Origin of the sequence: Flavobacterium gilvum, from assembly GCF_001761465.1 — a bacterium.
Lineage (GTDB): Bacteria > Bacteroidota > Bacteroidia > Flavobacteriales > Flavobacteriaceae > Flavobacterium > Flavobacterium gilvum.
Window position 1 is genome coordinate 2,519,083 of sequence record NZ_CP017479.1, and the last position, 19,746, is coordinate 2,538,828.

A 19,746-nucleotide genomic window follows, 5' to 3' on the forward strand; every position below is an offset into this window, starting at 1 on the left:
TAAGGTTTTTTTGTTATAGAAAATTAAGATAGTATTGGCTTTGAATTATTGCCAATTAAATGGTAAGTACCAGTTATTAACATTCATCAGTTTGGCACGAACTTCTTCTGCTTTAGGATTTCCTTCTGCTTTTAGTTTAGCCGCTACTTTGTCTGCAAGGAAAGCAGGATTGTTTCTGCGTAAAGCTACACGAACCAAATCTTCCCAACGGTTTCCTTCGTAAGCCAACTCTAATGCATCCTCATCGATAATGTTGTTTTCAATAGCTGTTAAACTATCCTTACCAACTACATTGGCACGAGTTACATAGGCACGGCCACGCACACCTGTACCACGATGCCAGTTTCCTCTGTAATATGGAAAGTCACCATTACGGGCATCAAAATCATAAGGGAATGCTAGTTTGGTTTGCTGTACATTGGTAACATCAGTAGGGGCAGGATCTGGAGTATAAGCGGCTCTTATTCCTCCGTTTATAATTGCATCGGCAATTTTATATTTGTTGTCTCTGTTGGCCGCTTCGGCATAACGCAAGTGTAATTTGGCAGCGCGGTACAAAAACCACTGACCTTTTGTGTTTTCTACCAAACCTGTTGCAAGTGCTTCACTTGGATAAAGATACTTCATAATCACAGGGTCACCACCAATCACGTTGTAAGAGAATTTTTCTCCACGTGCGTCATAAGGAATACCATTAACCTGTGTTTGGTTTTTCCATAAACTGATAGCACTTTTGGAAGGCTGTGCTAAATATTGTCCTTTTTGTTTGGAAAAGAAAGCAATAAATGGATTTTTTGGTGCAAAATTGTTTTCAAAAGGCAATGACCAAATCCATTCGGTATTCCATAAACGATCTCTGTCTCTTCCAAAAATGGAACGCCAACCTTGAGTGTTTGAATTTATTAATGTAGTAGCATCTTGTTCAGAATTTCTTAAATAATAAACTGCTAAATCCTCGTGGGTACTTACTTCGGCCCATTTTATGCGGTACATGTCAAAACGGTCAGAATCATTACCACTATTACTAGAGGTTTCCATAACTGTTTTGTAATGTTTTGCAGCTTCTTGGTAATTACCTTTCCAAAGCTGAAGATCACCCAACAAGCATTCTTTGTTGATGAAGAATTTGGCAGTGTTGTAACCATCAACATCGATTACCAATGAACTTCCTGTAGCATACGGTGCTTTGTAAGTTAAAGCTTCGGTAAACGAAACAAGTTTGTCTAACAGCTGATTGAACGGAATTCGAGGGTGTTTTGAAACGTCTTTTACATCTTCCAAAGTTTCGATAGGTTCTGTTATATACGGAACATTACCGTAATGAATTCCCAATTGCAGGTAAACCCATGAACGAATGGAACCAATATCTGCATATCGCTGATTGTATTCACTCTGAGTGAATTTCTTTTGCGAAAGCATAATATCGAAATTTTTAAGCGCATCATTACAGTTTTGTATCACCACAAAAAACTCTTTCGGGTTTGCATAAGGGTTGTCAGCTGAAACGTTATGTTCTGAAATTTCTTTTAAATAAGGGCTTGAATTACGGGTTGTGGTCATCAAGTCGGCACGCATTTCATTCAGAATAACGTCTTTTTCTGCAAGTGCCATGAATTTTCCATATATTCCAATCACAGCAGCATCGGCATCATAAACGTTACGATATACTTGTTCACCAGAGAGTTTGTCTTGTGGCTCTACATCCAGATAGTCTGAGCAAGAACCCAGACTAAGTGTGAGTGCTGCCAAACCTAATACGGTGATTTTTTTTGTTTTTGTACTAATTGTTGTTATCATCTGTATATTCTCTATAGTTTGAAAATTATTAAAGACCTAGTCTTAATCCCAATTGGAATGTTCTGAACTGAGGTGTTAAACCTACATCTGCTCCCTGACCGAAAATGGACGAAGTAGCACTGAATTCAGGATCATATCCTAAATAATCGGTTAGGGTAAATAGGTTATTGGCTGTGGCATAAAGTTTTATTGCTTTGATATATTTCATTTTGTCCACATTGAAGTCGTAACCCAACACCAAAGTTTTAAGTCTTAAATAAGAACCGTCTTCAATCCATCTATCCGAAAATTCAGCGTTCCCCATTGGGTCACCCCATACTGCTTTTGGAATACTGGTTTGTTGTCCCTCGGCTCTCCAACGATTTTCTACAGCAACACTTTGGTTTTCATATCCGCTCATTTTTTCCATATTGTAGCGCACACCGTTGTAAAGGTCGTTTCCTACAGAGAAAGTAAATAATCCTTGTAAACTGAAACGTTTGTAAGTTAAATTTCCTGTGATACTTCCTGTAAAGTCAGGGTTTGGATTACCAATAACCATGCGGTCATTGTTATCAATAACTTTGTCTCCGTTTTTATCTGTAAATTTCATGTCACCACCTGCAAATGGAACAAGGTCACCATTTGTCAAACGTCTTGACAATCCATCAGCTTTAGCTTCTGCAGTAGTAGAATAAACACCATTACTTTTTAATCCGTAGAATAAATTAGCATCGTTTCCTACTTCAGTGATATAGGTAGCATTGCCAAATTGCGTTAAGATGCTTCCGTTTGGCAAACTAGCCACTTTGTTAGAATATCTTGCTACATTTAACCCAAGGTCAAAAGTGATGTCTTTGGTGTTTACAATTCGGCTGTTCAAAGAAAATTCGGTACCAAAAGTTCTCATACTACCGCTGTTTGAAGCGACAAAATCAAATCCGTTGTCTACGCTTATTGATTCGTAAATAAGCATGTCTTTTGTTTTGTTCGAAAAATAATCTATCGAAAGATTTAAGCGTTCGTTGAATAAACCAAAATCAGCGCCAAAATTAAATTTCTGAACAGTTTCCCATTTCAAATCAGGATTACCAATGTTGCCTCTCACTAATCCTTGCATTCCCAATAAATTTTGGGAAACATAATATCTTTGGGCTGCAAAATTTCCGATATCGTCATTTCCGCTAGTTCCAACAGTAGCTCTTACTTTCAGATAATCGATATTTTTCAGATCCTTCATGAAATTTTCTGAAGAAATTACCCAAGAACCTGAAATAGCAGTCATAAGTGCATATTGATCTTTGCCAGTTCCGTTTTCGTCTCCAAAACGGCTTGATCCGTCTAGAGCATAACTTGCTGTCAAGAAATATTTGTTGTTGTAATTGTAATCAGCATTAGCATAAATATTCAACCAGTGCCATTCACCCAAAGATCCTCCTACCTGACGCAACAAAGTTGATCCTGAACCCACGCTCACAAAATCATCAGTTGGGGAGTTGTATCCTAAACCAAAATCGTCTTCAGATTTGTTGCTTTGGGTTCTGAATCCAAAACGAACATCCAAGTGGTGGTCTTCTCTAAATTTCGTTAGATAATTAGCATAAGTATCTGTAAAAAAACTATTCAACTGCTGTACATCGCTACCAGAACGATTTTTGGCTACAGCCGTAGGAAGAATAATGTCTGAAACTCCTTTGTCCGGAATGAAGAAACTTTCTCTTTCTTTGTTGAATGTCAATCCAAAAAGCGAGTGTACGTTCCATGAATTATTAAATACATATTTGAAATCCATGTTTCCGAAGAAACGGTAATTTTTATTAACTCCGATAGCATTTGCTAGAATTGCGTTTGGATTGGTTACATTAAAATCATCTACATCGGCAAGATTTGGTGATTTTTGTCCATTATCGTCAATTACATTAGTTGATAAAAAAGGCGATTTTGTAAGCGACAAATAAATTGGACTTGTTTTGAATGCAAAACCGTGATCTAATTGATCGCTGACGTTACTGATAAAGGACATGTTGGCATCCATGTATAATTTTTCGGTCAAACGCAAAGCTGCATTCAAACGCGTGCTGTAGCGATTTGATTCGGTTCCTTCAACAATTCCTTCATTTTTAAGATATCCTACAGATAAACCATATTTTGCAATATCGTCACCTCCACGAACTTTTAGGAAATAGTTTTGGCTAAAGCTTGGTTCAAAAACCTGATCTTGCCAGTTGGTATCATTATGATATTTGTAATATCCTGAAACTTGAGGATTGTCATTCATATAAGGAAGATTGGCAATCTGATCCTGCGAAAGACCACGAGTTGCTTCCAGTTGTGATAGGTGAGTGCGGTAAGCATCGGCACCCATTACTGGTAAATGATTGGGCTCTTCATTATAACTGCCATACATCGTGAAGTCGATTTTGGTCGATAAATCTACCGGACGCGTGGTATTTATGATAAGGACTCCATTGGCACCTTTGGTTCCGTACATGGTAGTGTTATCTTTAAGAACGGTTATGTTCTCAATATCTTTAACATCGATATTTTCCAGCGGAGAAGAGTTTACGTTTTTTATAATTCCAGAACCGTAGTCTTCATCGTCGTAAATCATTCCATCTACAATAATAAGAGGTTTGTTTGTTGCATATAATGAATTGAAACCACGTAACGTTAAGTACGCACCAGAACTAGGTGCCCCTGATTTTCGTACGCTGTTTAGTCCCGCTGATTTTCCTTGGATGAAATCTCCAATAGATTCTTTTATAGGACTGCTCCATTGGTCTCTTTTGAAATTGACCACATTTGCAGCAGCGCTATTGTTGTATTGCAGCTCTTCACCCGAAGGTAAATTGGCTGTTTGAAAGAAAGGGGAATAATATTCTTCGTATAAAAAGATTTCCAAACCTGATTTCCTGTTTTTAAGCGGGTACACTTTGGATTGCAAATCGGGACCGCTCAAGGTAAGAACGGCTTGTAAATCTGGGACATTTATTTCGAAACTACCGTCGTCATTGGTAATGGCAGCCGAAAATCCCTTTACGGCCACGTTTATTCCAGACAGTCCTGCATTTGTTTTTGCACTTTTGACCACACCCTTAACTAAGATTCCTTTTTTGATTTTAGGAGTAGAGATTGGTGTTGCAGTCACGGTTGAATCCTGAACTGTCTGAGCATGCACTGCTACATTAAATCCTCCAGCTAAGAATATGCTCATCAGACAGGTTAGTTGTAATTTTTTTAACATAACTAATTGTTTATAAAATATATTATTTAATGACAGGAACAAATTTTAAATAGTCTAGGACAAGCGAATTATTTCCTGCGGTAGTTGTATTGGTTGACACTAGAGAAAAATAGATATCTTGTAAACTTGTTAAATCGAAAGTGCCTAAATAAACTTCGTTATAATTGGCAATTCCTACATTTTTAGGAGGGAATATTTTGATATTCGCATTCTCAACAAATACATTTCCAAGAGCTGTTGATGATGAGCCTATATTAAGACTTTGTTGGAAATCAACAGATAGTGGTAAATCGATGTTAACAGCTCTCCAATATACTTTGTAAGTGGTACTGTATAAATCTTTGGCGGTATAGCTAATCATAAATTGTCCGCCTCCGGCATATTCTGCAATGTCCTTAAATACGGTACCGATTGGAAATATGAGACCAGAAGGGTCTTTTTTCTCGCGATAAAAAACTTTGCTGCGAGGACCTGAACCATAAGGATTGGTTGCTGTATTATCTTCCCCTTCTATTATGGTTGTTACCAAACGTTTATCTAATGGAACAACCATCTTTTTCATACGGTAAATGATACCATTACTCAAAACGATGGGCTGTCCCACAATTTGTGTTTTGTCTATAGGTACTTTTACACCAAAACGGGTAGTTAATTCACTTGGCAATTCATTTAGTTTATAAGCTTTTGGGAAAACCATATCCCTAACCGTAAAATAACGTGCATAAGTGGCCGTTAAATCAGCGGTTGTTTTTGCAAAATATGGAATAAGTTTAGTAACCTCAGAAGCATAACCCGCATCATCAATAAGGAATAATGTATAAGAGTTTTTCTCGTTATTAACATTATATACATTTTTCAGAAAGGAATTTGAAAGCGAATCAGCAAAAACACCAGGAGCTGTATTTGCCTTGGCTGTTGCATCAGATGCATAAATGTTTAAATCTTTTAGGCTCAACAGATATTTACTCATCTCAGATGTCGAAACTTGGCTATTTACGTACTGCCAAATATTTTGTTTTGGGGAAAGTGCTTTGTTTACAATGTGAAACACACCATTGGAGGCATATTTATCTGCATTAATGATGGTGGCATCATCAATAATAGTACTTCCTTTGAACAATAAATATTTTTCACTTAACATTTTTATTTTAACATCCGAATTTCTTACCGAAGAATAAGCGGTTAACGCAATATGGTTTTGCACAAAAAAGGCTTGTTCTTCCGGAGTATCAAGAAGCGAAGCATCTACCTGTGCCAATGCTTCATTGGTTGGAGCAAAAACAGTATATGTTTTTGATTCCGACAAGACTTTGTCATAACCTGTTTTTGCTAGTATTTCTTTAAACTGGGACAATTCAGCAGTATTGGCTATCGCTTCGCTGAGGTTGGCATCCAGATTTGGGTCACTGCTATCCTTACGGTCGTCCCAAGGGTTTGAACAAGAAACCAGGGCAATTGTCATAATGCCGGCAAAGAATCTTTTATAATTTATATTTGATAAAATCATTTTTATGTGATTGAAGTTTGTTATTGGATTACTTTTTAATTTTAAATATTTGATTAATAGTAGGTAAGGTTGCTGCTCACAAAACGATCGCCTCCTTTTTCCAATTTTGGCCAAATCTGATCCATATCAATCGGACGGAATTCAACAACATCAAGCCATGTAACATTTCCAGGACTGGCAGTAATTGATTCAAATTTTATGGTATGACGCCCCGTTGTTGGTACATCGATAACCCCAACAAGTCTTGAATTTAAGTTACCGTCGTAAGGATGAACAGGATGTTTGTATCCTTGTGATTCAAGAACCCTTTCAGTTGCATTATCTGTTGCAGAAGTACTCGTATATTCATTACAGTTAACCAGTTTTGGAAGCTCTAAACCATTAAAATAAACTTTAAGCGTTGGCATTTTAGAAGATTGAGGTCTGTAATCTATCCAAACTTTGTATTTTCCTTTAATGATTACTGGGGTTTTAAGAACAAGATTTTGTGTTAAACCTGTTTTAAAACGATTCAATTCTAATAAATCTCCGTGCCATCCACCACCGGTTGAGGTTCCTGCTTTACCATCAAGGTATTTTATGCTTTCAGTTCCTTCCCAGGTTATACCACTTATCTGATCGTGTGTTAAAACTATTGATCCACCAGCGTGTTTTCTGAAAATAGCTGTATTACTTCTAAATTCTGGTTGGTCTGCCAAGTCAAAATAAACAGGAGCCGGTAAACGTTTTTTGATAAAGAAATTGGCATTTACAAAATGCAATACACCATTGGAAGTAGTAACATCACTTTTGGTACGATTTACCGAAACTCCTTTTTCAAGTACTCCATTGAAAATTTCTTCGTTCAACAATAAGTTTTCCTTGTCTAATTTAACACTGATAACTTCCATCGGTGCTTTTGTTTCAAGGGTTGCGCTTACAGCCAAATCCGCTAGATATTGTAGTTTTGGTAAAACACGGTAGCTCACAAAAAGATTCAAACTGTCATTTGGATTCATAGGGTCTTTCAGGTGGCTGTATTTTGCTTTTAAATCAGTCAGGCTGTTGATTCCCACAGCTTTGAATTCGTCATTCGTTTGCGTAAGTACAGTTAAGAAACTGGCTATATTGTTTTGGTCTATTGTAAGTGGCTGATTCAATTTTTCGTACCATCCTGTTGCTTTTAAGGCCTCTGTAAATAAGGAAAGGTTTGCATCTGCTTCAATAGTCTGAGCCAAGGTTTTATTCGCAACGCGCAAAACTTTATCAATAACATGAATAACTCCGTTCCCTACCACTAGATTAGAAGCGATAATGTTGGACGTTTTATTAACCGTGTATTTTGAAGTTCCATTACTATTGGCAGCCAATGTTACCAAATATTGACCATACATACTTGGAGTAGCAATTTTTCCATCTGTAAATGAAGTACTGATTACTTTTTGATCAAGAATGTGTAGTTTAACAAAGTCTTGTAAGTCCTTTAGCGGAATTTCTTTTAATGAAGCTACACCAGCATCTTTTATATATTGTTTCATCGCTTCATTTGTGGGAAGAAACAGGGTATATGTACCATACGTATTCATAAATGACGCATAGTTCGTAATTTCAAGAGCTTCCAGGAATAATGAATAGTTTTCATGATCCTTTAAATATTGGGTAATATTTACCGTATCGTCTGTGGTCTCCTTTAATTTATCCGGAGTACAATTTAGAAACGCCAGCGTTATAAAATAAACTAAAGCAATTTTCATCAATCTCTTTTGTGCAAGGTATCTTTTCATAACTTCAATATTTATTATTTATAAAATGGGTTTTGTACTAGTGTTTTATTCGTATATAAATCATATATATTAATAGGCAGATAATGGCTATTCGGATCTTTTAATTTGGCCAAGATAGATTGCTGTTGGTCTGCAGGGGCATTAGACAAAGCCATATTGAGTAATATGTCTAATCTGGCATACTTATTTCTTTTGGCATTTCGCAAAACATCAAACCAGCGTTTTCCTTCAAAGGCAAATTCACGTGCGCGCTCTGCCAAAATATAATCGATTACTAAACTTTTGGTGGTTGGATTTGGATTTTGGACAGTCAGACTGATTGCTTTTCTTGCTGTACGGATTTCCTGGATTATTGCCAACGCTTCGTCACCTTTTCCTGTTTCGGCCAAGGCTTCCGCTTTTAGGAGTAGAACATCTGCGTAACGATAAACAAACCAGTGTGTGTCTGATTCCTGTAAGGATTTACGATCATCATTGTTCAGTCCTGTGAATTTGTATATTTCGTTGGTTCCCGGAATCAAAGAAGCTCTTTCTCCTCGAATATCTTTATTTAGAGCATCATTAAAATCAATTCCAAATATTTCTTCCAAAACTTTGGATGATGCAGTAAATTCCGGTCTGGCGGACAACATATCATAAAACGGATTAAGGTTTGCAGTTGTAAATTGGAATTCAAAGATGCTTTCAGAAGAATTTCCTTTTGCATAAACAGTAGAATACCATGTGTTTGATGCCGGAATTAATTTGAATTTGCCCGAATCGATAACTTTATTTGCTGCAACGATGGCTTCAGAGTATTTTTCCATCCAAAGATATACATCGGCCTGCATTGCATTAATCGTATAAACAGTGATGCGCCCTTTGTTTGAAGCATTAATTCCGTAGTCTTTTACAGCATATTCTTCGGCCAAAGCAAGGTCTTTTATAACCTGGGCAAAAACTTCATCCTGAGATGAACTTGGAATCTGAAAATTATCGGTGTCACTTAGTGTTGCCGTCAATTTTAGGGGCACATCTCTAAAAGTACGAGCCAGCGTAAAGTACATATACGCTCTGATTGCCAAAGCTTCAGACAGGTAATTGTTTAACTGTGCTTTGGTTAAAGTAGGGTCTTTTTCAAGTACACCCGGAGCCAAATCTATAACAGTATTACAGAAGTTGATTACTCTGTAGAATGCGTGCCAACTCGTTAAATCGTTTGAAGGCAGGATATTTGAATTTGAAATATCTCTTTGATCTGCGGTAACATTGGGACCTGGAATCACCATATCACCTCTCATTTCTCCAAACATGAACAAGTATTCGCTTATGGTGTAATCTGTCCCGCCTGTAGGGATAAGTGCTTTAGGAGGTGATTTTAATAAAGACGAATAGATACCGATAACGGCAGACTGAACGTCTTCTTTGGTTCTCCAGAATTCCGCACGTACGATTCCGTCCTCTGGGCGTAAATCTAAATAATTGTCGCACGAAATTGTCGTAGCGAAAATTAATAGGATTGCGAGTATAGATTTTATTTTAGTTTGCATAAATCAAATATTTTTTATTAAAAGCGTGTTGTAATACCTAATGAAAGACGTGAGGTAGGAGGCGTACGGGAATAGTCCATTGCCATTGCAAAAGGACCATCCGAAGCTTTCATGGTTACATCAGGATTCTGGCCACGATAGTTTGTCCATGTGTACAAGTTGTCTGCTGTTATGTAAGCTCTCAATTCGTCCATTTTTAGCTGTTTTAGGATTTTTTGTCCAAAACTGTAGCTGAAGGTAACAGAGCGAAGACGGAGGAAAGAAGCATCTTCTACATAACGGTCAGAACCTAGCCAGTTGTAACCCGTTTGGTAAACTGCTCTTGGCATATCGGTTACGTCTCCGGGATTACGCCATCTTGCCAGAGTTGCTGTGCTTTGATTGTTATAACCGTACATATTGGTTGTTTCCATATCTGTTCCGTTTACAATATCATAACCCACACGGTAGTTGAAATAAAGCAATAATTTGAATTGGTTATTGAAAATGATATTCGGACCAAATCCACCATTAAATTTTGGGTTACTGTTTCCTAAATAAACCACGTCACGGCTGTCGATGTTACCGTCATGGTTAATGTCTTCATAAATCGCATCTCCAGGCTGAAACGTGTAGTCTGTATTTGGATAGTTGAAACGCATATAAACCGTTTGTCCGTTAGGACCAGTAATCACATTTCCATTGGCATCTCTTGCCAAAGTAGCATCTTTGTCTGTATAAACTCCTTTGAAACGGTAACCGTAGAAGGAACCAAAAGGATTGTCTTTTTGAAGAAAACTTTTGTATTCTCCATTACGATCCGTATTTCCACTTTGATTTGGATAATATTCAGAAATTTCACGAATCATGTTTTCATTGCTGGCAATGTTGAAATTGAATTCTACTTTCCATTTTTGAGATTTAAAAGGAGTTGTAAAAATCCCAACTTCCCAACCTTGATTGTCCATAGTTCCTACATTTTGGTCTACTTTGGCGTAGCCGGAAATTGTAGTTACATCAAGACCAGGAAAAAACATATTTTCGGTTCTATTACGGTATAATTCCGCATCGATGGTAAGTCTTCTTTTGAACATTGCAAGGTTAAGTCCTAGGTTTTTTCCTGTCAGTGTTTCTGGACTCAAATTGGTCAACTCTATATTTTGAGGAAAAACACCAGTCATTCCTAAATATTCTGAACCGTAGTTTGCATATTTGTTGAAATAGGAATAGTTTTTTATGGTGTTTGGCACATTTCCTGATTTTCCATAACTGAATCTGAAACTCAATTCATCTATTGAAGTTACTTTTTGCATAAAAGGTTCTCCAGATACTCTCCAACGACCGGATACCGTAGGGAAAACTCCGTATCTGTTTTCAGAGCTGAATTTTGAATTACCGTCAGTACGTACACCAAGGTTCAATATATAGCGATCCAGTAAACTGTATTGAGCATTTACGAAAGCTGCCACTGTTCTTGATTGCGAATTACCGGTTAATAAACTTAACTCCGTGTTTTGTGTTCTGGACGGATTTGATGGATCGGTCAGTAAAGAAGAGGCAGTGTTTGATGTTAACGCCTGATGTGTTTCAGAACGATTATCATTGGACTGCATTGACAAAAGCAATTGCAAATTGTGGTTCACACCAATATTTGGCGTATAAAAAATATTGGTTTTTGTCGATATACTGGATGCGTCAGCATCAACATCCGAAGCACGGTTAACCACCGTTTCTGTCATTGGGCGACCTGTGGCATTTTGTGGTAAAAACGCCTTGGCTTTGGAGTTGGTAAAGTCAAACTGCAAATCGAATGTAGTCCACAATTGTTTTGGTAAGATATCCACATTTACATTGAAATGAGGTACAATTTTCTCCGTTACCTGATCATTGGTTGCGTTTTCACCCATCGCTACTGGATTGTAAGTAGTTGGGTATTTACCCTGAATGTTTTGGGCAGGAGAGAAATAGTTTGGTGTAAGTACACCCATTTCATCATATTCGAAAACCCCCATATTAGGCATTTTACCATACGAAATACTACGCATTAAATCTTTGTCTGATGACGAAGAAAAATTATTTACGTAATTACGTTGCGTTTCCGAATGGGTGTAGGAGATATCTGTTTTGAACTTAATACGATCCGAAACGATATAATCTAGGTTCAAACGGGTACTAATCCTTTGAAATCCTGTCCCAATGGTAACTCCATTGGAATCATAATAACCTGCAGAAGCAAAATATCTAGCTCTTTGTCCACCTCCTTGTAATGACAGGTTATGATCCATAGTATAGGCAGGCTGGGATATTTCGTCAGTCCAATTGGTGTTGTTACTGTAGTTTTTGTAGTTATAAACATCCAATGGATCGTATTGAAATTCTTTTATGGTCTGTGTATTCAAAGGAACCCCATTTCGGTTCATGTATTCTTCCGGAATTAATTGCGAGTATTGATCCCCGCTTAACATAGGAATGGTTTTTGGAAGTTGTGCATAGGTTCCAACAAAGGAATAATTAATTTTTGGAGCACTGATTCCCCCACGTTTGGTATTAATGGAGATAACCCCTCCAGCTGCTTTGGCACCCCACATGGCGGTTGCTGCAGCATCTTTATCAATTGTAATGGTTTCAATATCCGATGGAGCAATATTCAATAAAGCAGCATATCCTTCTTCATCGGCAGTACCAAAATTAAAATCAGAAGGCACAGATGTTTCATAAATCATTCCGTCAACAACGATTAATGGGGCAGATGAACCAGAGATAGAAGATGCTCCCCTGATCTTGATTTGCATTCCTGCTCCCGGATCACCACTGGTAGCAATGATATCGACCCCAGCGATACGTCCCTGTAATTGCTCATCAATAGATGCTGCTTGTGAATTTGCCAAATCAGCTGCTTTTATCGTAACTGAACTCGTTGTTTTATTTCTTTCTTCGATGTTCAATAAACCACTTTCCGGTTTTTTTGCAGCAGATTTCACGACAATCTCTTTCAAATCTTCCACAGTTGATACTAGGGAAACTTTGACAGATGCTCTTCCGTTAATTGGAACTACTTTGGATTTGTATCCAATGTTTGAAATAAGTAATTTATTGTTTGGGTTTTTGAAGTGAATGGCAAAATTCCCATCAACATCGGTCATTGCACCGGTTATGGTACGATTCTCTGCATCTTGTTCGATAACTGTGGCACCTGGAATAGGCAGATTATCGGCAGCATCGACTACCTGACCACGCACTACGGTTGCTTTTGACTCTTGTGCCCAAGATGGTAGTGCTGTCAAGAGAATCAAGGCAAATGAAAAACAGTAAAGTATATTGGTTATTTTTAGTCTCATTTTATTCTTTGTATAAAAGGTAGTTGTCAACTATGTGAATTAAAGATCTGTCGGCTAGATTGTTACTGGAAGCTGGTATGAAATTAGCAGTTCTGTTTACAGGTGGTGTTGTTGATGTTCCTTTATTGTTATCCGTGAATGATAATGTGCCAGGGACACTCGAAACTGTAATGTATGTCTTTTCACTAAGTTTATCTCTATGTAATGTTTCAACCAGTCCTGTTGTAAGTCCATCGTTTGAAGCAGTCTGTAATGCCAAAATATGATAGCGGATAAATTCGGTGATTAATTCCTTGTCCTGTGGGAGAGTCGGGTTGTAATTAGGCACACCGGTTGCGGGTGTTCCAGGAAGTACTCCGTTTTTTACCGCCTGGGTAATTGCCGCATTACTTGGGATGATAAAAGTGTAGAAACTCCCTACATCAACCCCTTGAATTTTTCCAGTAGTTACATCGAACAAAGCAGAATTAAGAAGGTAATTATAAAAGAAGGAGGAATTGGAGCCGGTTGCCGTTCCCAAACGTTTTATTTTCAGTCCGGCATATTCTTCACTGTAATTAAGAATACCATTTATGTAATAAGTTCTTCCGTTTTGTTTGTCTTCGTAGCCAAGAATTGAAACCGTATTTCCTGCAACTTCATTTCCTGCTGCAAAAACTTTGTTGTTGCTCCATTTTATATATTCTCCCGGAATGATATTATCACCGGAACGAATGATTCCAGAGCCAGATAAATTATTTAGTTCTCCGTTAGGAGTTGGTATTATTCCGTTATAAAGAACACGTAATAAACGGAATCTGGATGGACCATTAGCTTCAACCAGTCCGGTTGTTGGGTTGGTATATTTCCATTCAGAACGATTGATGTCATAATCAAATCCCAGTCCTCTCAATACAGCATCGGATGGAAGAAACAATGTATATTTTTGATCTATGTTGCTGATCATTTGCTTAAAACCAGATCCATCATTAAATAAACGTGTGGCCAAAGTAAATTTTGGATCAAGATAAGCCGAGGTATAAACGCTGAAAAATAAATCAGATGCCTGTACTTTGTTGGTACCGTAAAAGAAACCGTTACTCAACACTTTGGCTTCTTTTATATCAGTGCTCATATTGAATCGGACATCTTCATCAAGGGCATTATTACTCGTGGCTACTTTAGATGGCCATACTGTATTGGCTACCACATGAGCTTTGAATAAATCTTGAAAAACATATTTAGGAAGTTTATCAAGTGATGGATAATTTTTTAGCAAAACAGTATTAATAAATGCCTGAAACGATGCATTATCTGGAACAAACATGGTATATGCACCATTTTGCCCATCATTATCAGAATCTTTTAAAAAGTTTTCATTGTTGGGTGAAAATGGTAAAGCAGGATCCCAAACTTTAACAGAAACATTATCTGATTTACCTGTATAATTATGGTAAGTATTGGTCGCATCTTGGTTGAAAACATAAGTAACCAGGTTCTTTTCCATCACATCATGGAAAAGGCTGTATTGACTATTTTGCTCAAGATATTGGTCTAGATTAACCAAAGGAAGTGAAACTTGGGTAACCTCATGAATGATACCGTTTTCGGCAATAATATTGGCTTCCTTTATAGTGCCATCCAATACATTTGAGCCGGTATATTGTTTGTTTGGATAGAAAAAATTATAGTCATAAGCACTTAATTTTTGTGCAGCAAAATAATCTTTTTCAAAATAGGTGATGTATTTATTATTACTGTCTCCAGTAACAAAATAGTTGATTCCTGTCCCTGCACGATTATTTCGGTTGGAATCAACAGTAACTGTTGCTTTCCCATCGATTGTCTTAGTTATGAATCCGTCATAAAAAGCAGTTCTCCTTCTATATGCATTATCAGGTACCCATCCCAAAGCTGACTGGTAGTCTGCAAGTTGGTCCTCACGAAATGCATTGTAGACAAGCGCATATCTCACAATTTTTCCAGCTGTTTCTGCATCAACTTTACTTACATCAGAAAATCCTTTTTCCTGGAAAAATTTTGTAAACGCTTCATCATTGGGCGCCATCATGGTCCAATACCCAGATTTACTCAAAATGTCTTTGTAGCCTGCTTTGTCAATTAGAGCCGTTAGGTTTTTGAAATTGCCTCTTGCCTCTAATTGCTGGAAAATAGGATCTTCCAAATTTTCAGGACGGCCATAGTATTCATCAAATGTGTCTTTACTGCAACTGGATAAAAGTGCCAGGAACGAAAAAACAAATAAATAGCGGTGTAATTTTTTCTTCATTGATTGCTTAACTAATTAAAATTGGGAACAAAATATTTATACTTTTTTTAACTCTTATTTAACCTTAATTAATGAATAATTAACTTTTTCAAACCTATAAGTTTTCAATCCTACTTCTATCCTGCAGTATCCTGTGAAATTTTATTTTTTTTATGATGTGTTTAAAAAAAAGCCTAATTTAATGTAGATATCGTATTTAAATTATGATATTTTTTAAATGTAGAAACCTTGATATTACTGCTTTTAGGTCAATTTGATTTCTTTTTTATGGAGTTAAACTGCACTAATTATTTGTTAATAATTATTTTAGTAAACTTTTGAGATTTATGTAAAAATGCAAATTAAGGAGTGTCTCAATGAATGAGTAAAAAAGTAAAATATTGATTTTTTGGTAAGATTTTTTTCATGATTAAATAAAAAAAATAATCATCGAATAAAATAGTATTGTAAAAAGAACACTTATAAATGATTTTTCTCATCATAATTTAAATATTAATATAATTTTACGCCAGACTTCCAAAAGCGGTTTTATTTTATTTAAAAAAGGATGTACAAAAAAGGGTTTATTTTAATTTATTTTCTGCTAGGCAATTTGTTTGGATTCAATTGTTTTGGTCAGGAGCTTTTTTTCGAAAAAATTTCGGGACAAGATATTGATCCCAGTACCTCTATTCATGGAATTGCCAAAGACTCAATAGGATATATTTGGTTCGGAAGCTGGAATGGCGCTTATAGATACGATGGCAAAACATTCAATTATTATTATCATAATCCCACAGATACAGGTTCATTACCTAATAACAGAATTCGAAATATTGTTTCAGACAATAAGTTAGGACTCTGGTTTTTGACATTCGATCATAAGTATGCACGATTTAATTATCAGCTCAATACTTTTCGGGTTATTGATGTAAAAGTTGTTCCAAAAAACATCGTGTCTCGCTTGAACAGTGATTCTAATACTCTAAATAAAAATAAAGTCATTAGCGGAAAAAGTTATTTTCTGACTTCCCATCAGTTTACCCAATTGGATATTAATTCTGGAAAAAAAATTCAATATACTGCCAATATAAGCCAACCTGGAAGTTTGTTTGATGATTATATCACGACCTATTTTATAGACGACGAAAGTATAATTTGGCTAGGTACAAGGAGTGGCGATATTTATAAAGCGAATTTAAACCGTAATCCATTTGAGCTGAATTATAGTTATATTTCCAAAGCTGGAAAAACAAAATTAGCCAGTGTTAGGGCTGTTCTGAAAGGCGAAAATGAGATTTGGCTGGGAACAGATGAAGGCGTTCTTATCTATAATGATGACGGTGTAAATTACAATCATCCTTTTTATCATTCGAAAAGTAAAATTAATCAGGTGCGTACGTTGTTTAAGGACAATTTAGGCGGCATCTGGATTGGCGGCGTTAATGGTTTGGAATATTACAACCCAAGAACCAACCAAAAGAAAACAATTATCGACAAAGAATTGTACCCAAAAATGGAAACTTTGTCGGTGTTTGCAATGGAATCTTATGGGAATAATTTTGTGTGGGTCGGTTTATATAACGGAATTGCCCGAATTAATTTGGTAAATAACAGCATTGTGTTTTATGATTTGGCCAAGGAAATCAAGAATCACAGCGTTATGGATATTTTGGCTATTGAAAAAAACAAACTTTGGCTAGCAACCGAAGGTAATGGGCTAATTCAATTGAAAATAAATAAGCAGTTGGATGTCGTTAGTGATGCAACATTTGCAACTTTTCGCGCGGGTTCTGTTCTAAATAAAAAAATTTCGGGAAGCATTATTTATGCGCTTTTCAAAGACAAAACCAATATGGTTTGGGTGGGAAGCAGTGAAGGTTTGTATAAAATAAAAACGAATTCGAATGCGATGCTAGCAGAAAGTGTTCCGTTGCAATCTGAAATGCCAAACGCTTATATTTCTGCCATTATCGATGATAATGAAGGAAATATTTGGGTGGCTCATAAAGAAGGGATTGCTAAGATTAATGGACGTTCGGGTGAAATTTCCAATTACCAGAAAAAAGATCAGTACAGTTCATGGCGTTTTCTGGAAAGGGCACTTTATAAAGATCCAAAGGACAATACAATTTATTTTGGTGCCAAAAATGGTTATGTAGCTTTTAATCCGAAGAATATTAAAACAATTTCAAAATCGGATAAACTGATTTTGAAATCTTTGTATTTGTCCAATCAGGAGGTTGTCCCGATGGATACTGTTTTTGGGAAACCCATTTTGACCAAAATTTTGTCCCAAACCAAATCCATAGACCTAGATTATGAAAACCGAAGTTTTACCATCGAGTTGGCTTCTTTCAATTATCGCGATTCTCGTAAGGAAGTGTATGAATATCTGTTGGAAGGTTACGAAGATAATTGGATTAAAACCACGAGCAACAAGATTTCGTTTAACAAAGTTCCTCCGGGCGATTACACTTTCAGGGTGCGGGTGGTTTCAAATTCCGACAAAGTTCTTGCGGTGGAACTTAAAATTAGTATTGGTGCGCCTTGGTATGGAAGCTGGTGGTTTCGAACTATATTTTTGATTCTGATAGTAGGAGCGGTGTATTGGGTTTTCAGGGAAATTTTATACCGTGACCGTTTGAAAAATGAAATCGAACAAGAACGCCTGAATGCCGAAAGACGTGAGGTTTTGAACAGGGAAAAAATCGAATTTTTCACCAATATTTCACACGATTTAAAAACGCCACTTACGTTGATTTCGGATCCTCTAAAACGCCTTCAGGAGAACAAAGTAGCCCCCGAAGATAAAGCACTTTATTTTTCGATGATTGACAGAAATATTAAGAATTTAACGAAGTTGATTCACCAGATATTGGATTTCCGAAAATCAGAAACTGGTAAATTAAAATTGAATCTGAGTTCCCGTGATTTTAACGCTTTCGCAAAAGAGTGTTACGCCACGTTTGAATTTATAGCCGAAAAGCGAAATATCAAATTTAATCTTCAGATGCCTGAGGAACAATTGTATTGTAATCTTGATTTTGAAAAAGCGGAACAAGTTATCGTTAACTTATTATCTAATGCTTTTCAATACACCCCTGATGGCGGAAAAATTATGTTTTCTGTAGGGCTGAATGAAGAAAAATCAGCGATTGAAATTATAGTTGAAGACAATGGAGTAGGGATAGAAGCGCCAGAACTGGAAAAAATATTTGAACCGTTCAATACCGTTGGGCCAAGTCCGTTTTACGGATATTCATCGGGAATAGGATTGTCGTTGACACGAAATCTTATCACTTTTTTGAAGGGGACAATTTCAATTGAAAGTACTCCTAATAAAGGAACCAAAGCTTCAATCGATTTGCCTTATCAGATGGCTGAAGTTGAGACTGTTTTCCCGATTGGAGTAACTATAATTCCTTTGAAAAATGAAGATAAAAAAGAGGAAATGGAGGATTTTGGTCAGATAAATTCTGAAAAAATAAAACCTACTTTACTTATTGTTGAAGACAATACAGATGTTCAAATGTATTTGCGAAAAGAATTAGACAAGCATTACTTTTTGATACAAGAATTTGATGGAAAACAAGGACTTGAATCTGCCATAAAACACATTCCGGATATTATAGTTTCCGATATTATGATGCCGGAAATGGAGGGAACACTTTTGGGTAAAGAGCTAAAAAACAATGTGAATACGTCACATATTCCTTTGATTTTTTTGACAGCAAAAAGTTCCGATTCCGATCAAATAGAAGGTTACAATCTGGGCGCCGAAGCCTATGTCATGAAGCCGTTTAATGTGGATGTTTTGAACGCCCAAATCAAAAGTGTTCTTGAAAACAGAAAACTATTGCAAAGCCGATTAGCGGGAATAAAAGAAATTCAGCAGTTGCAACAGGAAATTCCTGATTCGGACAATCAATTTCTTCAAAAAGTGATTGAAAAAATCAGACTCCACATCGAAGACCCCGAATTTAATTCTGAAGAATTGGCAAAGGTTTTAGACATTAGCCAAAGACAATTGTACCGTAAATTAAAAGCGATAAGTGGCAATACAGTTCATGAATTCATCATCAAAGTCAAGATGAATCAAGCCGAGGAATTGTTAAAAAACTCAGATCTTAACGTATCCCAAATCGCATATCAACTTGGTTTTTCTGAACCATCGAATTTCTCACGGACTTTTTCTAAGTATTTTGGTTGTAGTCCTTCGCAGTTTGTGAGGTAATTTTTTGTTTGTTACCAAAAAATAGGATTGGTAATTTGTGCTAAAAATATTATTTATATATTTGAGAAAAATCTGCTACTCAATAGAGACAATCATTCCGTTTTGGGTGTATTGTAGCTACTTTA

Annotated in this window: 8 protein-coding genes; 1 reads left to right on the top strand and 7 read right to left on the bottom strand. The window is 36.5% G+C overall.

The window, feature by feature from the left end; all coding sequences use genetic code 11:
* Nucleotides 1-45: 45 nt before the first annotated feature.
* The 7 genes from EM308_RS10635 to EM308_RS10665 are packed head-to-tail and all read right to left on the bottom strand — an operon-like array spanning nt 46 to nt 15,405.
* Nucleotides 46-1,797: a RagB/SusD family nutrient uptake outer membrane protein gene (locus tag EM308_RS10635; RefSeq protein ID WP_051877750.1), complete on the bottom strand. Its 1,752-nt coding sequence runs from the start codon at nt 1,795-1,797 to the stop codon at nt 46-48.
* Between the two features lie 28 nt (nt 1,798-1,825).
* Nucleotides 1,826-4,990, bottom strand: coding sequence for a SusC/RagA family TonB-linked outer membrane protein (locus EM308_RS10640; protein WP_231560005.1), 3,165 nt, complete (start codon nt 4,988-4,990; stop codon nt 1,826-1,828).
* 52 nt (nt 4,991-5,042) lie between these two features.
* Nucleotides 5,043-6,527, bottom strand: coding sequence for a fasciclin domain-containing protein (locus EM308_RS10645; protein WP_081907251.1), 1,485 nt, complete (start codon nt 6,525-6,527; stop codon nt 5,043-5,045).
* Nucleotides 6,528-6,580: 53 nt separating this feature from the next.
* Entirely contained in the window at nt 6,581-8,290 is a 1,710-nt protein-coding gene (locus EM308_RS10650) for a fasciclin domain-containing protein (RefSeq protein ID WP_035636605.1), read from the bottom strand.
* A gap of 14 nt (nt 8,291-8,304) precedes the next feature.
* Nucleotides 8,305-9,819, bottom strand: a complete 1,515-nt coding sequence (locus tag EM308_RS10655; protein ID WP_035636603.1) for a RagB/SusD family nutrient uptake outer membrane protein — start codon at nt 9,817-9,819, stop codon at nt 8,305-8,307.
* Nucleotides 9,820-9,836: 17 nt separating this feature from the next.
* On the bottom strand, nt 9,837-13,136 hold the full coding sequence (locus EM308_RS10660) for a SusC/RagA family TonB-linked outer membrane protein (protein ID WP_035636601.1): 3,300 nt from the start codon (nt 13,134-13,136) through the stop codon (nt 9,837-9,839).
* A gap of 1 nt (nt 13,137) precedes the next feature.
* The gene (locus EM308_RS10665) at nt 13,138-15,405 is read right to left on the bottom strand and encodes a fasciclin domain-containing protein (protein ID WP_035636599.1); all 2,268 of its coding nucleotides are present in this window, start codon (nt 15,403-15,405) and stop codon (nt 13,138-13,140) included.
* 547 nt (nt 15,406-15,952) lie between these two features.
* Between EM308_RS10665 and EM308_RS10670 the strand changes: the two genes are divergently transcribed.
* Nucleotides 15,953-19,621, top strand: a complete 3,669-nt coding sequence (locus tag EM308_RS10670) for a hybrid sensor histidine kinase/response regulator transcription factor (protein WP_035636596.1) — start codon at nt 15,953-15,955, stop codon at nt 19,619-19,621.
* Nucleotides 19,622-19,746: the final 125 nt, after the last annotated feature.

Bases quoted from the DNA above. Each gene is read 5' to 3' on its own strand.
- EM308_RS10635 (WP_051877750.1), bottom strand. From the start codon at position 1,797: ATGATAACAACAATTAGTACAAAAACAAAAAAAATCACCGTATTAGGT.
- EM308_RS10640 (WP_231560005.1), bottom strand. From the start codon at position 4,990: ATGAGCATATTCTTAGCTGGAGGATTTAATGTAGCAGTGCATGCTCAG.
- EM308_RS10645 (WP_081907251.1), bottom strand. From the start codon at position 6,527: ATGATTTTATCAAATATAAATTATAAAAGATTCTTTGCCGGCATTATG.
- EM308_RS10650 (WP_035636605.1), bottom strand. From the start codon at position 8,290: ATGAAAAGATACCTTGCACAAAAGAGATTGATGAAAATTGCTTTAGTT.
- EM308_RS10655 (WP_035636603.1), bottom strand. From the start codon at position 9,819: ATGCAAACTAAAATAAAATCTATACTCGCAATCCTATTAATTTTCGCT.
- EM308_RS10660 (WP_035636601.1), bottom strand. From the start codon at position 13,136: ATGAGACTAAAAATAACCAATATACTTTACTGTTTTTCATTTGCCTTG.
- EM308_RS10665 (WP_035636599.1), bottom strand. From the start codon at position 15,405: ATGAAGAAAAAATTACACCGCTATTTATTTGTTTTTTCGTTCCTGGCA.
- EM308_RS10670 (WP_035636596.1), top strand. From the start codon at position 15,953: ATGTACAAAAAAGGGTTTATTTTAATTTATTTTCTGCTAGGCAATTTG.